This is a genomic window from Acinetobacter sp. ANC_7654, assembly GCF_056779855.1.
In genome coordinates this window covers 65563-80925 of record NZ_JBWYIR010000011.1, presented here as the reverse complement: position 1 = coordinate 80925, position 15363 = coordinate 65563, and the positions used below count along the sequence as shown (strand labels likewise).

General features: G+C 39.3%; 10 protein-coding genes. 4 read left to right on the top strand and 6 right to left on the bottom strand.

Going from position 1 to position 15363, the window contains the following annotated elements; all coding sequences use genetic code 11:
* Window positions 1–44: 44 nt before the first annotated feature.
* The 4 genes from AC1M86_RS12245 to AC1M86_RS12230 all read right to left on the bottom strand — a co-directional run bounded on the left by AC1M86_RS12245 (window position 45) and on the right by AC1M86_RS12230 (window position 6356).
* Window positions 45–1493 carry an aldehyde dehydrogenase family protein gene (locus AC1M86_RS12245; RefSeq protein WP_481608065.1) on the bottom strand — a complete coding sequence of 483 codons (1449 nt, stop codon included), beginning with the start codon at window positions 1491–1493 and terminating at the stop codon, window positions 45–47.
* 91 nt (window positions 1494–1584) lie between these two features.
* Entirely contained in the window at window positions 1585–3747 is a 2163-nt protein-coding gene (locus tag AC1M86_RS12240) for a malate synthase G (protein ID WP_481608064.1), read from the bottom strand.
* A 355-nt stretch (window positions 3748–4102) separates the two neighbouring features.
* Window positions 4103–5245 carry a cell division protein ZapE gene (gene zapE, locus AC1M86_RS12235; RefSeq protein ID WP_092767765.1) on the bottom strand — a complete coding sequence of 381 codons (1143 nt, stop codon included), beginning with the start codon at window positions 5243–5245 and terminating at the stop codon, window positions 4103–4105.
* Between the two features lie 100 nt (window positions 5246–5345).
* The gene (locus tag AC1M86_RS12230) at window positions 5346–6356 is read right to left on the bottom strand and encodes an AraC family transcriptional regulator (protein WP_481587653.1); all 1011 of its coding nucleotides are present in this window, start codon (window positions 6354–6356) and stop codon (window positions 5346–5348) included.
* Between the two features lie 155 nt (window positions 6357–6511).
* Here AC1M86_RS12230 and AC1M86_RS12225 point away from each other — a divergent pair, with 155 nt between their 5' ends.
* Complete coding sequence (locus tag AC1M86_RS12225) at window positions 6512–8032, top strand: flavin-containing monooxygenase (protein WP_481608063.1); 1521 nt, start codon at window positions 6512–6514, stop codon at window positions 8030–8032.
* A gap of 39 nt (window positions 8033–8071) precedes the next feature.
* Here the strand turns inward: AC1M86_RS12225 and AC1M86_RS12220 are convergent, their stop codons facing one another.
* On the bottom strand, window positions 8072–8554 hold the full coding sequence (locus tag AC1M86_RS12220) for a glutathione peroxidase (RefSeq protein WP_035266096.1): 483 nt from the start codon (window positions 8552–8554) through the stop codon (window positions 8072–8074).
* Window positions 8551–8970 carry a peptide-methionine (R)-S-oxide reductase MsrB gene (gene msrB / locus AC1M86_RS12215; RefSeq protein ID WP_481608062.1) on the bottom strand — a complete coding sequence of 140 codons (420 nt, stop codon included), beginning with the start codon at window positions 8968–8970 and terminating at the stop codon, window positions 8551–8553. Before msrB ends, AC1M86_RS12220 begins: the two co-directional genes overlap by 4 nt.
* Before the next feature lie 151 nt (window positions 8971–9121).
* Here msrB and AC1M86_RS12210 point away from each other — a divergent pair, with 151 nt between their 5' ends.
* The 3 genes from AC1M86_RS12210 (at window position 9122) to dnaE (ending at window position 15354) form a co-directional block, all read left to right on the top strand.
* Window positions 9122–10357 (top strand): pyridoxal phosphate-dependent aminotransferase, encoded by a 1236-nt coding sequence (locus tag AC1M86_RS12210; protein WP_035266106.1) that lies wholly within the window; start codon window positions 9122–9124, stop codon window positions 10355–10357.
* A gap of 186 nt (window positions 10358–10543) precedes the next feature.
* Entirely contained in the window at window positions 10544–11602 is a 1059-nt protein-coding gene (locus AC1M86_RS12205; RefSeq protein WP_481608061.1) for a type II asparaginase, read from the top strand.
* Window positions 11603–11775: 173 nt separating this feature from the next.
* Window positions 11776–15354 carry a DNA polymerase III subunit alpha gene (gene dnaE / locus AC1M86_RS12200; protein ID WP_481608060.1) on the top strand — a complete coding sequence of 1193 codons (3579 nt, stop codon included), beginning with the start codon at window positions 11776–11778 and terminating at the stop codon, window positions 15352–15354.
* Window positions 15355–15363: the final 9 nt, after the last annotated feature.

Below are 15363 nucleotides of genomic sequence, written 5' to 3'. Positions count from 1 at the left end.
ACTATAAAAAACTTAGGCTATTATAGCCGATCCAATTCAGTTCATTATGATGATATTGGTACTGTCATCCAGTGTGTACGCGTGAATTCATCCATAATCCAATGCCCATTAAAGCGCCCTAATCCAGAGTTCTTTTCTCCACCGAATGGTGCATTAGCATGGTCCGCGACACTTATACCATTAATATGTGTCATTCCAATATCGAGTTTTGAAGCGATTTCTACTCCGCGCTCAATATCAGATGTACATACAGCACCAGATAAACCAAACGGTGTGTCATTGGCGATTTTTATTGCATGTGCTTCATCATCTGCTCTGATGATCGGCAGAATTGGTCCGAAGCTTTCCTCTTGAGCAATTGCATATGTCGGCAATACATCGATAAACACATGAGGTGAAACCAAATTATTCTCAATACCCCCAGCATAGACCAACTTAGCACCTTCTATTTGAGCCTGATCAATGATTCGTTGATGCTGTTTCACTTGTGTATTATTAATAATAGGTCCTATAAGCGTCTCATCAAGATTAGGATCACCCACAGGAATATCTTTGACTTTGTTTAAAAGCTTTTCAACATATTCATTGTGAATCGATTGATCTACGATGACACGATTAGTGCTCATACAGATTTGACCTTGGTGAAGGAAGCGCCCCTTGATCGTCAAATCGACTGCCAAATCTAAATCTGCATCTTTAAGAATTAATAATGGCGCATTCCCCCCAAGCTCTAAAGCAAGTCGTTTGATTCTAGAGCTGGCCATCGCTTTAGCACCAACATTTTGTCCTACTTCTGTAGAGCCAGTGAATGAAATCATCTTCGGGATAGGATGCTCGACAAAATAATCCCCTATTTCACTACCACTACCCACAATGACATTCAGTACACCAGCGGGCACACCCGCCTCTTCAAACAATTTCCCTAATAATGTTCCACCTGTAACAGGTGTGTCACTCGCAGGTTTTAGTACCACTGTATTTCCACATGCGATTGCGCAAACAACCGATCGCATTGACAAATGAAATGGAAAATTCCAAGGGCTAATGACAGCAATAACACCCAACGCTTTGCGTTGATAAAAACTTTTTCTCGCAGGATCTTTACTTTCTAGCTGAACAGTTTGGATTTGATCAGGAAAAGTGAATGATTCTGAGATAATATCAAGCGCAGCACCTACTTCAATATTTGCCTTGAGACGCGTACTTCCAGACTCGGTAATCAGCCAATCTATAATTTCGTCTTTACGTAATTGTATAATGTCATGCAGCTTCTGAATGATTTTCTTGCGATCTACAGCAGAGGTAATTAAGCCAAGATCAAATGCTTGTTGTGCTGCAGAAAAAGCGAGATCAACATCAGACTGATTCGCCGCTTGAATTTGGTGTATTTCTTTTAAATCAAATGGATTTAAATTTTGTATGACACGCTCTGAAGAGCCTTTTAACCAAAAACCGTTAATAAACTGTTGATTTAAATTTGAATATTGCGTCATTTTATGTCCCTCTACATGCCACTTTTTACCCAATGGTCAACTATTTTACACAATCGTAAAAAAAGCCTCCGGAGAGGCTTTTTTATTTTAATTAGTCACCAGTGTAACCTTTAAGCTTCAAGCGGTAAGCATGAAGTAATGGTTCTGTATAACCTGATGGTTGTTCAGCACCTTTAAACACTAAATCATATGCTGCTTGGTAAGCATAACCGTCAAACCCAGGCGCCATTGGTGTGTACGCTGGATCGTTCACATTTTGCTCATCTACAATTTTAGCCATACGTTGCATTACTTCTTCAACTTGCTCTTTAGTCACGATACCGTGACGTAACCAGTTAGCAACGTGTTGAGATGAAATACGTAAAGTTGCACGGTCTTCCATCAAACCAACGTTGTTGATGTCTGGAACTTTAGAACAACCAACACCCAAATCAACCCAACGAACAACATAACCAAGAATACCCTGAAGGTTATTTTCTAACTCTTTGGTTTTCTCTTCATCAGTCCAATTCGTATCAGTCGCTAATGGTGGAGTTAATAAATCATCTAAAGGTAATGCTTCAGTTTTTAACAACTCTTTTTGACGCGCTGAAACATTACATTGGTGATAGTGAATCGCATGAATTACAGCACCAGATGGTGAAGGAACCCAAGCACAGCTCGCACCAGCTTCAGGATGCTCAATTTTGGTTTTATACATATCTAAAAGCATATCTGGTTTAGGCCACATGCCTTTACCAATTTGTGCTTTGCCACGTAAGCCTGCTTGTAAACCAACCATCACGTTACGGTTTTCATATGCAGGGAACCAAATTTGAGATTTAACTTCACCCTTACGAACGAATGGACCTGCTTCCATAAAGGTATGGATTTCGTCACCTGTACGGTCCATGAATCCTGTGTTAATGAAGATGGTACGATCTTTCGCTTGAGCAATACAGTTTTTCAAGTTTACAGAAGTACGGCGCTCTTCATCCATGATCCCGATTTTAAGTGTTTTTGCTGGCAAACCTAGAGCTTGTTCTGCACGCTCAAATAGTTCAACTGCAAATGCAACTTCTTCAGGGCCATGCATCTTAGGTTTAACGATATACATAGAACCTTTACGAGAGTTCTTGATTTCATTTTGACCTTTGATGTCAGCAAACGTTAATAACGGTGTGATCAATGCATCCATGATACCTTCATAGATTTCTTGACCATCCACTAGGATCGCCGGGTTCGTCATCAAATGACCAACGTTACGAAGAAGCATCAATGAACGACCGTGTAAAGTTGTTTCGCCACCGATCAGATTTTTGTGGGTACGGTCTTTGTTTAAAGCACGAGTAATGGTTTTACCATTTTTCTCGATTTTCTCTTCCAAAGTACCCTTCATCAAACCTAACCAGTTACGGTAGCCTTCAACTTTTTCTTCAGCATCAACCGCAGCAATTGAGTCTTCCAAATCTTGGATCGTTGTTACCGCAGATTCTAAAACAAGATCTTTTACGCCAGCAGCATCCGTTTGACCAATTGGGCTTGTCGCATCGATTTCAATGATGACATGTAGACCATTATTTAATAAAACGATCTCTGTCGGCGCAGACTCTTCACCATTAAAACCTACAAATTGAGCTTCTTTAGCCAAATTCGTTGTGCTGCCATCTTTAAGCGTTACCACTAATTTTTTTGCTTCAACAGCGTATTTCGTAGCATCCGCATGTGATCCATTTGCTAAAGGGAAAGTTGCATTTAAGAAATTTTTAGCAAAAGCGATAACTTTTTCGCCACGAACAGGGTTATACCCCTTACCTTTTTCCGCACCGCCTTCTTCCGAGATGACATCGAAACCATACAATGCGTCATATAAAGAGCCCCAACGAGCATTTGCAGCGTTCAAGCAGTAACGTGCATTACGTACAGGCACAACCAATTGTGCACCCGCCAATAGTGCGATTTCTTCATCTACATTTTCAGTTGTAATTTGAAAATCTTCTACTTCTGGTAATAAGTAGCCAATTTCTGTCAGGAAAGCTTTGTAAGCTCCTAATTCAAATTTATTATTGCGGTGCCATTCATCAATTTTCGCTTGAATGTGATCACGCTTAGCCAAGAGTGCTTTATTTTTTGGGCTAAGATCAACAACGACTTGTTCAAAGTTTTTCCAGTAAGTTTCACTGTCTAAACCAGAACCTGGTAGTGCTTCATTTTCGATGAAATCGTAGAGTTCTTTAGCAATCGCTAACTTGCCTTTCTGAATACGTGCAGTCATTGTCTTTCCTGATATTGCTACTTTTTATACAAGAGAATCTAGTATACCCATTTATAAATTGCTGAATAGTAATATCACATTGCTAAATAGTGATCATTTATTATAGACACCAATCAGATGAGACTTTTGATCTATTACTTATTGAGTCGTTTTAATTCAACAATCTAATTACAGTGTATAAAGTTTTATAAAGGTAGAAATTAGACTTAAGTGCCAATTTCCATCAAATCTGATTTAATTTAAACCAATATGTCTATTTTCTCTACGCTTTTAAGGAACGATTTCAAATTTATTCCACTCCAAATAAAAAAAACCCAAACATCATCTGTTTGGGTTCATTTGTGAATTCTCACATTTATTCAGCGGGCTTATCAATTTGTCGATGCGCAGATTGTAAATAGTCATCTGATTGCATTTCAAGTAAACGTGAACGTGTACGTTCGATTTCAAACGCTAATTTTTCGCCACTATATATATCAATGATACTGGCATGTGAGGTCAGTAATAATTTAACACCACGATCATAAAACTCATCGACTAAATAAATGAATCGGCGTGTCCCTTCTGATAAATAATCATTCAGATCGGGAACATTACTGACTAGGACTGTATTATAAGTATTCGCAATTTCGATAAAGTCCGCAGGACTTCGTGGCTTCATACAGAGTTCAGAAAACTCACACCACAATACATCTTCAGTATGACCAATCGTATCGACATTACGTCCATTAATGATGATCGGTTCTTCACTGACATTTTGAGCACTGGTTAATGCTGAAAAACGTTGTGCCATCCATACCTGATTATCATGGCTTAAAGGTGATTTGAACAATTGCGCTTGTTTCAGTACACGCAAACGATAGTCAACACCTGCATCCACATTCAAAATGACACAGTTCTTTTTTACCATTTCAATCGTTGGAATAAAGCGGTCGCGATGTATGCCGTTCTTGTATAAACCATCTGGTGCAATGTTTGATGTTGCAACAAGTGTAATTCCACGAACAAATAGCTTTTGGAATAAATCACTTAAAATCATCGCATCAGTGACATTTGATACAAAGAATTCATCAAAACAAATCACAACCGCATCTTTGTAAATTTGATCAGCAACGATGTCGAGTGGATTTTGTTGTCCTGAATTTTTATTTAACTCTTTATGCACATATTGCATAAAATGATGGAAATGCATACGCGTCTTGCGACGGAAAGGTATCGCATCATAAAACTGGTCCATCAACCAAGTTTTTCCACGCCCAACACCACCCCACATATAAACACCCTTAGGGGCTGTTTGACGGCGAAAACGTCGAAACGCTTTTTTAGAAGCTTTATATCGTAAGATCAGTTCTTCCCAAACACGATTAAGTTCATGTACAGCTTGAGCTTGAGCATCATCAGGCATAAATTGTCCTGACGAAATTGCGTGAGCATAACGTTCTGCAGGTGATTGCGGAGTGTGACTTAAACTATTTTGCGAAGAATGAGAATGGAACATAGATATAGATTACTTTTTTAGGCCGTCGGAAGTATAACGAATATTTAAAAAAATGATAAATAACACTTTGGCATATACCATTTGAGCATACATGCTGAGGTTATTTCCCATACTGTCGTGGACTTTGTCCAAACCATCTTTTAAAAGCATGGTTAAATGCTGCAGGTTCTGAATATCCAAGCATTTCAGCTATTACTTCGATCGAATACTCTTTGTACTCAATCAATCGAAGCGCTTTCTCTCGAATGAGTTGCTCCCGTATTTGCTTATAGCTTGTATTCAGTTGGTTAAGCTGATGTCGCAAAGTACGCTCTGGAATATTCAAAGCTTGAGCAGTTTCTGCCATTGTTGGAATCTGCCCCGTTTGTAAATCCAAATAATCGTGAATTCTTTGAATCAACTGGTGTTGATTCAATTGTTGCGCATTTAATCTTTCGATCTCAGCATTACATCTTTGTTGGTGGACATTAAATGTGATTTGATCAGCTGAAGGCAACTTCAATTCTAAAATTTCTGCATCAAAAATCAGTCGAAATTTGTCTTGTTCAAACCGAACTTGTTCACTGAAATAATTCAAATACTTGTTCAAAAAAATGGATTCTTTCGGTCGTGAAAACGGCAATTCAATCTGCACTTCAGGAAAAGGCAATCCTATCATTTTGTAGATATCTTGCACGAATTTAACCGTACCTGAAATTTCACATTGAGCCCTGAACTCATCAACTTCACTTTGTAAATTGAGAGGCTCATAACATAAAGCCGCATAGACACTCGTCTGCTCTAATGTAAGTCTACCCGATAAATGGGTAAGCGCTTGATAGCGTATTCCATTTGTGAGAGCCGCACCGACATTCGGGCTTGTGACCAATAGCATGAGAAGCGGACCATAGCCTGCGAGCGCATAATGTTGACCGACATCTAAACCGAGCAGCGGGTTAACCCCTTTAGCAATAATTCTTTGAATGATTTGTTCTAATTCAGGTTGAATCGTTGAACTCGGATCTAAGGCGTCCGCCTTTAAACCGACAGCTTCCAATCTTTCGTCCACATTTATTCCGACTTGTCGCATACCCTGTATGAGATACAACAAACCTAGAATCGACCTTTTCATAAATCAGAATTTTAAAATTAAAGTTGCATATGTTTTACCCTAAAAAAAAGGGAAAGAATATTGCCGAAAATATCAATATTAAATGTCAATGAAATCATGTCAGTTTCAGTCCAGACTGCTTATGATAGCTTCAAATAATATAAACGAGTATTAAAATGGAAGTTACATCAGATCAGCTAGATACAAATTCAGTCGACTTAACTGAAACGCAATTCATCAAGAAAAATTCTAAAATTGCGATTATCGGCGCCGGATTTGGAGGATTAGCCACAGCTATTCAACTTCTTAAACGCGGCATTGAAGATTTTGTTATTCTTGAAAAAGCTAAAGATGTAGGTGGTACTTGGCGTGAAAATCAATACCCAGGTGCTGCATGTGATGTGCAGTCTCATATGTATTCATTATCTTTTGCACCAAAATCTGATTGGACAAAACGATATGCTGAAGCACCTGAAATTTTCCAATACATTCAAGATCTTATTCAAGAATATGATTTAAAAAAATTTATTCAATTTGATACCGAAGTCATTTCGACACGCTTCGATGAGCAAGCTCATACGTGGGAAATATCCATCAAGAATCAAAGTGCTCTACACAGTCAATTCCTTATTTTTGCCTCTGGTCCATTGCATATTCCTCAAATTCCAAAGATTAAAGGAATCGAAAAATTTAAAGGCGAAGTATTCCACTCCTCATCTTGGAATCATGCTTATGACCTGAATGGTAAACGTGTAGCCAGTATCGGCACAGGTGGAAGTGCAATTCAATATATTCCTGAGATTGCACCAAAAACCAAACAGTTATACGTGTTTCAAAGAACGGCTGCATGGGTAATACCGCGCGATGAACGAGCTTATAATGCTTTAGACAAAAAACTATTTGCCCAATACGACTGGTTTAGAAAATTGCATCGAGCACGCTTATATTGGTCTAACGAATCACGCGTAGTTCCGATTGTAAAACCTCAAATGATGCGACTGGGTCAAAAACTTGCAGAAGCTTTCATTCGCTTCCAAGTCAAAGATAAAGAAATAGCAAAAAAACTGACACCAGATTACACCATGGGGTGTAAAAGAATTTTGGTATCAAATCGATATTTCCCAACATTTAATCGCAAGAATGTAGAGCTCGTGACGGGCAGCATTCAAGAAATTACTGAAAATGCGATTGTTACCAAAGATGGTCAAGTTCGAGAAATAGATTGCTTAATTTACGGTACTGGTTTTATTACTGATCCACGAATTTATTTAAAAGATTTTAAATGTTATGGCGAAAATGGTATTGAGTTGAAAGAAGCATGGAAAGAGGGTGCTGAAAGCTACTATGGAATTTCTACCAAAGGATTTCCAAATCTCTTTCAACTTTTAGGCCCGAATACTGTTTTAGGTCATAACTCAGTAATTTTTATGATCGAATCTCAAGTGAATTATATTCTGCAATTGATTGAAGCTGTCGAAAAATCCAAGACTAAAGCAATTGTGGTCAAAGATGTAGTCCAAGAAGAATTCAACCGTAAAATCCAAAAAAAATTTGCAGGCACAGTTTGGCAATCTGGCTGTGTGAGTTGGTATCAGCAAGAAGGCGGAAAGAATTTTTCACTTTGGCCGAGTTATACATGGAAGTATTGGCTAGAAACCAAAAATGCAAATCTAGCCGATTATCGTTTCTTAAATTAAATGAATAAAAAAAAATCAGCTCAATTGAGCTGATTTTTTTTACTGAGCCAGCGCTTTTTGAATATCATCTTCAATGCTTTCTGGTTTAGTTGTAGGTGCATACCGATTAAGCACTTTGCCATCTTTTCCAATCAAAAATTTGGTAAAGTTCCACTTAATTCCACTTCCTAAAATGCCTTTGCTGTTGTTGGTGAGATACCGAAAAATCACATGGGCTTCAGGACCTTTTACATCCACTTTAGCGAACATCGGAAAGGATACACCGTAATTTCTCTGGCAAAAACTACCAATTTCTTCGTGCGTACCCGGATCTTGCCCACCAAATTGATTGCACGGAAATCCTAATACCTCAAAACCTTGATCTTTATACTTTTCATACAGCGCTTCCAACCCTGCAAATTGTGGCGTAAATCCACATTTGCTGGCTGTGTTGACTATCAATAGCACTTTACCTTCATAGTCCGAAAATTGCTTATTTTCCCCTTCTAGCAATTCTGCCTCAAATTGATAAATATTGGTCATGGATAGGTTTCCTCATCATTTTTTTCTTGGGTTTTTAATTCTAATGAAGCTGAGTTTACACAATAACGAAGACCTGTAGGTTCAGGTCCATCCTCAAAAACATGACCTAGATGTGCGTCACAATGATGACAAACAATCTCAGTACGAATCATGCCATGTGAGTGATCGTCATGTTCTTCAATGACTGTTTGGCTGATTGGACGATAAAAACTAGGCCATCCACAACCACTGTCATATTTGGTTTCTGAAGTAAATAAAGGTTCGCCACAGCAACGACAAACATAAGTTCCTTCTTGTTTGGTATTCCAATATCGCCCTGTGAAAGCAGGCTCAGTTCCCTTTTGACGGGTAATGCGATACTCCTCTGGTGATAACTCTCTTTGCCATTCTCGGTCTGTTTTATTGAGTTTTCCCATGATTAACTCCTTTAAATCTTTGACATTCAATGTCATGCTTCAGTACCTTCATATTTACGCTAGAGCTTGAAAAATTTCTAGCTAAATTTCTACATAGATTGTGATATTTAGTAATCTATTTTTATTCACTCAAAAATAATTGGATGGGAATATGTCCGTTTTAGGTAACACTACTCCACGCGAAATTAAGAAATCGTCTAAGCTCGAGCATGTATGCTATGACATTCGTGGACCTGTGTTACGCGCCGCCAACGAAATGGAAGAAGCCGGACATAAGATAATTAAACTCAATATCGGCAACCCAGCCCCCTTCGGTTTTGAAGCACCTCAAGAAATTATCAATGATGTTGCGTTGAACTTACCAAATGCAATCGGCTATACAGACTCAAAAGGGATTTTCCCTGCCCGCAAAGCGGTTTGTCAGTATTATCAACAAAAAGGTATTTTCAATATGCATGTCAATGACGTGTATATTGGGAATGGTGTTTCTGAGCTGATTGTAATGGCTATGCAAGGCCTGTTAGATGACGGCGATGAAATGCTGGTACCAATGCCAGATTATCCATTATGGACTGCTGCCGTTAATCTTTCTGGTGGTACAGCAATTCATTATAAATGTGATGAAGAAGATAATTGGTATCCTGATATTCAGGATATGGAAAACAAAATTACGCCTAATACTCGTGGGATCGTGATTATCAATCCGAACAACCCAACGGGTGCTGTTTATCCACGCCATGTCTTAGAAAAAATTGTCGCTCTTGCAAAAAAATATGACCTGATTTTATTTGCTGATGAGATCTACGATAAGATCGTTTACGATGGAATCGAACATGTATCGGTCGCTGCCCTTGCGGGTAATCAACTGTGTATTTCATTTAACGGATTATCTAAATCCTATCGAATTGCTGGATACCGTTCAGGCTGGATGGCAATTACGGGTGATAAGACTCGTGCGGCAGATTATATTGAAGGTCTAGATATGCTCGCGTCAATGCGCCTGTGTGCTAACCATCAAGCTCAATACGCTATTCAAACTGCATTGGGTGGCTACCAGTCTATCAACGATTTAATTCGTCCAGGTGGTCGTTTGTATGAGCAACGCAATATTGCTTGGCAAATGTTGAATGAAATCCCAGGTGTAAGCTGCGTTAAACCTGAAGGTGCAATGTATTGTTTCCCTAAACTTGATCCTGAAATTTATCCTATTCAGGATGATGAACAGTTTATGCTTGACTTCCTCAAAGCAGAAAAAGTTTTATTGGTTCAAGGTACAGGATTCAACTGGCCTACCCCTGATCATTTCCGTGTGGTGTTCTTACCTGCCGAAAATGAATTACGTGAAGCAATCAATCGTTTAGGAAGATTCTTAGCAAAAATGCGTTAATTCGGTCGTTTTATGTGAATGATGTATTTAAAACCCCCAGATTTCAATCTGGGGGTTTTATATTTAATATTTTGATTATTTCATGATATTAATTTCATTTTGATTATATACAAACACCCTTCTTTTCCTTTATCGTGATTAAGCATTATCCATGCACAATACTATAAAAAACATTTAGGAAAAAAGATGAAAAAGACGCTAACCGCACTGACTCTATCGATTGGCTTGTTATTACCCCTAGCGAGCTTTGCTAAAAATAACGTTGTCGTCGTTGCAACTGGGGGAACGATTGCGGGTGCTGGTGCAAGCTCAACCAACAGCGCCACTTACACTGCCGCAAAAGTTCCAGTTGATGACTTACTGAGTGCCGTTCCTCAAATTAAAGATTTAGCCAATGTGAGCGGCGTACAAGCAATGCAGGTTGCTTCTGAAAGCATTACAGACAAAGAATTACTTTCCCTTGCCCGCCAAGTCAATGATTTGGTTAAAAAGTCAGATGTAAATGGCGTTGTCATTACACATGGCACAGATACTTTAGAAGAAACCGCTTTTTTTCTTAATCTAGTCGTACAAACGGAAAAACCTATTGTTGTTGTCGGCTCAATGCGCCCATCGACGGCTTTATCTGCGGATGGCCCACTAAATTTATATAGTGCAGTTGCTCTGGCAGCAGACCCGAGTGCAAAAAATAAGGGGGTGTTCGTCCTTATGAACGATAGTATTTTTGCAGCTCGAGATGTGACTAAAGGCATTAATATTCATACTAATGCCTTTGTAAGCCAATGGGGAGCTTTAGGGACGTTGGTAGAATCTAAACCTTATTGGTTCCGAAGTTCTGTTAAGCGATTTAATCAGCGGTCAGAATTTAATATCGAGAATATTAAGGGTGATACACTCCCATTAGTTCAAATTGTCTATGGCTCTGGCAACATGATTCCTGATGCTTATCAAGCGTATGCCAAGGCTGGGGTTAAAGCCATTGTCCATGCAGGTACAGGAAACGGCTCAGTCGCGAAAAATATTGTTCCCACGCTGAATCAACTTCAGCAAAGTGGTATACAAATTGTACGTTCTTCACGAGTGCCACAAGGATTCGTTCTCCGTAATGCCGAACAGCCAGATGACAAATATGGTTGGGTAGTTGCACATGACTTCAACCCTCAAAAAGCTAAAATTTTAACCGCGCTTGCTTTATCCAAAACCAAAGATGCAAAAGAAATACAACGCATGTTCTGGGAATATTAAGCCCAATTTTCATGTTATAAAAAAGTGCCGAATGGCACTTTTTTTGATTGATATAAAATCGCCTTTATTCAAATCGAAGATAATTTGTGCGAATCATATAAAATATCGTGGATTCTCAGCTCTAAATCACTTTGCATGATAAAATACGCTCTGCTCTTGTAAAGGACTCATCTATGCAGTTTGTTCATCTCGGTGTTCATACAGAATTTTCTATTACTGAATCAATCGTACGTATACCTGATCTAATGAAGTCTGCTGTACAGGATTCTATGCCTGCACTCGCGATGACAGATTTATCGAACTTACATGCAGCAGTGAAGTTTTATACCTCGTGTCTTAAAAAAGGGATTAAACCTATTTTAGGAAGTGTGATTCGTTTGAATGATGAATCACATCGTATGACTTTACTGGCGATGAATAATGAGGGTTGGCGTAGTTTAACTGAAGTAGTATCACGCGGCTTTATTGAAGGACAACAACTCAGTATCCCGTGTGTAAAAAAAGAATGGGTGTTAGAACAAGCGCCGGGCATGATTGCACTTTTAGGGATTAAAAGTGATGTTGGAGAAATGCTGTGTTCAAGTAGCCCTGAAAAAGCTGAACCCTTACTTGAAGCTTGGATAGAAAAATTTGGCAACCGTGTCTATTTAGCACTCACGCGTACCAATCGCCCACAAGAAGAAGATTTTATTATTGAAGCTGTTAAATTAGCCGCAAAATATCAAATCGGTGTTGTCGCTCATAATGATGTTCATTTTATTAGAGAAGAAGACTTTGAAGCCCATGAAGCGCGCGTCTGCATCGCAGATGGCTATGTTTTAGGTGATAATCGTCGTCCACGTACTTACAGCCCTGAGCAATATTTCAAAACAACAGCGCAAATGGTGGAGTTATTTGCTGATATCCCCAGTGCTATTCAAAATACAGTTGAAATTGCTAAACGCTGTAATGTGACACTTCGCTTAGGTAAATACTTTTTACCTGACTATCCAATTCCTGAAGGTCATACAATTGATACCTTCTTTGCCCATTTGTCTAAAGAAGGATTAGAAGAACGTCTTAATCACCTTTATCCTGTGGAGAAACGTGGAGAAGACTGGCCTGAAATTCGCAAAGAATATGACGATCGTTTAGATTTTGAAATCAAGATCATTAACTCGATGGGATTCCCAGGTTACTTCTTGATTGTCATGGACTTCATTCAGTGGTCCAAGAACAATGGCGTACCTGTAGGCCCGGGTCGTGGTTCAGGTGCAGGCTCATTAGTTGCATACAGTTTAAAAATTACAGATTTAGATCCACTGCCATACGGACTTCTTTTCGAACGTTTCTTAAATCCTGAACGTGTTTCGATGCCAGACTTTGACGTGGATTTTTGTATCGCAGGTCGAGATCGTGTAATTGATTATGTAGCACGAACTTATGGGCGTGATGCTGTATCTCAAATTGCAACATTTGGTACGATGGCAGCGAAAGGCGCAATTCGTGATGTTGCACGAGTTTTAGGTAAGTCTTACGGCTTAGCAGATCGTATTTCTAAAATGATCCCGACTAAACCTTTAGGTTTAAGTTTAGAAGAATCTTTAGAAGCAGAACCACAACTTAAAGATATTGTAACCAACCCATCCAACCCAGATTATGAAGATGCTTCAGAAATCTGGGAAATGGCGCTTAAACTTGAAGGAATAACGCGTAACACTGGTAAGCACGCAGGTGGTGTTGTAATCGCACCGACCAAGATTACGGACTTCTCAGCTGTACTGTGTGAAGAAGATGGTACTGGTCGTGTCGCTCAATTTGATAAAGACGATGTTGAAGCGGCAGGACTTGTTAAATTTGACTTCTTGGGGTTGCGAAATCTTACTGTAATTGAAGATGCTATTCAGCACATTAACCAACGATTAAAGTTTGATATACCTCTAAAGATTGAAAATATTCCGCTGAATGACAAAGCAGCGTATTCAATATTTGCCGAAGCAAATACCACTGCGGTATTCCAATTTGAATCCGTGGGCATGAAAAAAATGCTCAAGGAAGCACGCCCAAGTAAATTTGAAGAAATTATTGCCTTCGTGTCATTGTACCGCCCGGGCCCAATGGATCTAATTCCAGACTTTATTCATCGTATGCATGGTGGAGAGTTCGAATACTTACATCCCCTATTAGAAGGTGTCTTAGAACCTACCTATGGGATTATGGTATATCAAGAACAGGTTATGCAAGCAGCTCAGTATTGTGCAGGATATAGTCTAGGTGGTGCGGACTTACTTCGTCGTGCGATGGGTAAAAAGAAACCTGAAGAGATGGTTAAACAACGCCAAATCTTTATTGAAGGTGCTGCAAAAAAAGATATCGATGAGCAAACGGCGAACCATATCTTTGACTATATGGAAAAATTTGCAGGCTATGGTTTCAACAAGTCACATGCTGCAGCCTATGCATTGGTGGCTTATCAGACGGCTTGGTTAAAAGCACACTATCCTTCTGAGTTTATGTCCGCTGTACTGACTTCGGAAATGCAAAACACAGACAGTATTGTATTTTTGATTGATGACTGTCGTAACAATGGTCTCGATGTGTTACCACCTTCCGTCAATATGTCGATTTATCAATTCCATGCAATTGATGAAAAAACCATTGTATATGGTCTAGGTGCAATCAAGGGTGTTGGTGAAGCAGCAATGCAATCTGTCATTGATTCACGTAAGCAACTTGGACCTTATAAAGATTTATTTGATTTCTGCCATCGCATTGATCTGAAGAAAATTAATAAACGTACACTTGAAGCTTTGATTCGCTCAGGTGCATTAGATTGTCTCGGACTTGAACGCGCGACTTTAATGGCTCAATTGCCTGAAGCTGTACAAGCTGCCGAACAAGCTCGTTCAAATCGCGAAACTGGCATTATGGATTTATTTGGTGAAGTTGAAGAAGTTCAACGTAAACCTACTAAACCTGTAAAACCTTGGTCTGATGAAGTCCGTTTAAAAGGTGAAAAAGACACCTTAGGTTTATACTTAACGGGACACCCGATTGATGTGTATCGCCCCGAGTTAAAAGCATTTATTTCTAACAAAATTAATGAGCTGACTCCAACACGTCGTGGTGTGACTACAGTATTTGCCGGCTTGGTTGTGGATGTCGCAAATTTCCCTAACCGCATGATGATCACACTCGATGATGGTACTGCTCGAATTGAAGTCTCAGCAAATCATGAACGCTTCCAACGTTTTAAAGATATTATTGTGAATGAAAGAGTGATCGTGATTGAAGGTGAAATTTATGAACGTGAAGGCTTCGATCGTCCGATGGGACGCCTTACTAAGGCGTTTACATTAAACGAAATTCGTCAAAAACGTGCGAATCACATCCTCATCAAATTACAACCTGAGCATATTCAGCCAAATCTTGGTCAAGAGCTTTCACAGATCATTCAACCATTTTGTGATGTAGATATGTGTCAGCATGTGCCATTACAAGTACAACTCGACTTTCCATATGCAACGGCTGATTTTCATTTACCACCACAATGGAATGTCGCACCACTCGATGACTTATTGTTCAAACTGCGCGACTATTTTGGTAAAGAGGCCTTACATGTGGAGTATCATGTCAAGTCAAAAGCTGCACGTTCCCACGCCGCAGAACCAAAATCAGAACCAGTCATCACATCACATGCCTCTCCACCTGACCAGATCAGTATGGATGAAGCAATGGATCAATACATGACGGAAGTCAGTCAATACTCTTAATTTTGGAAG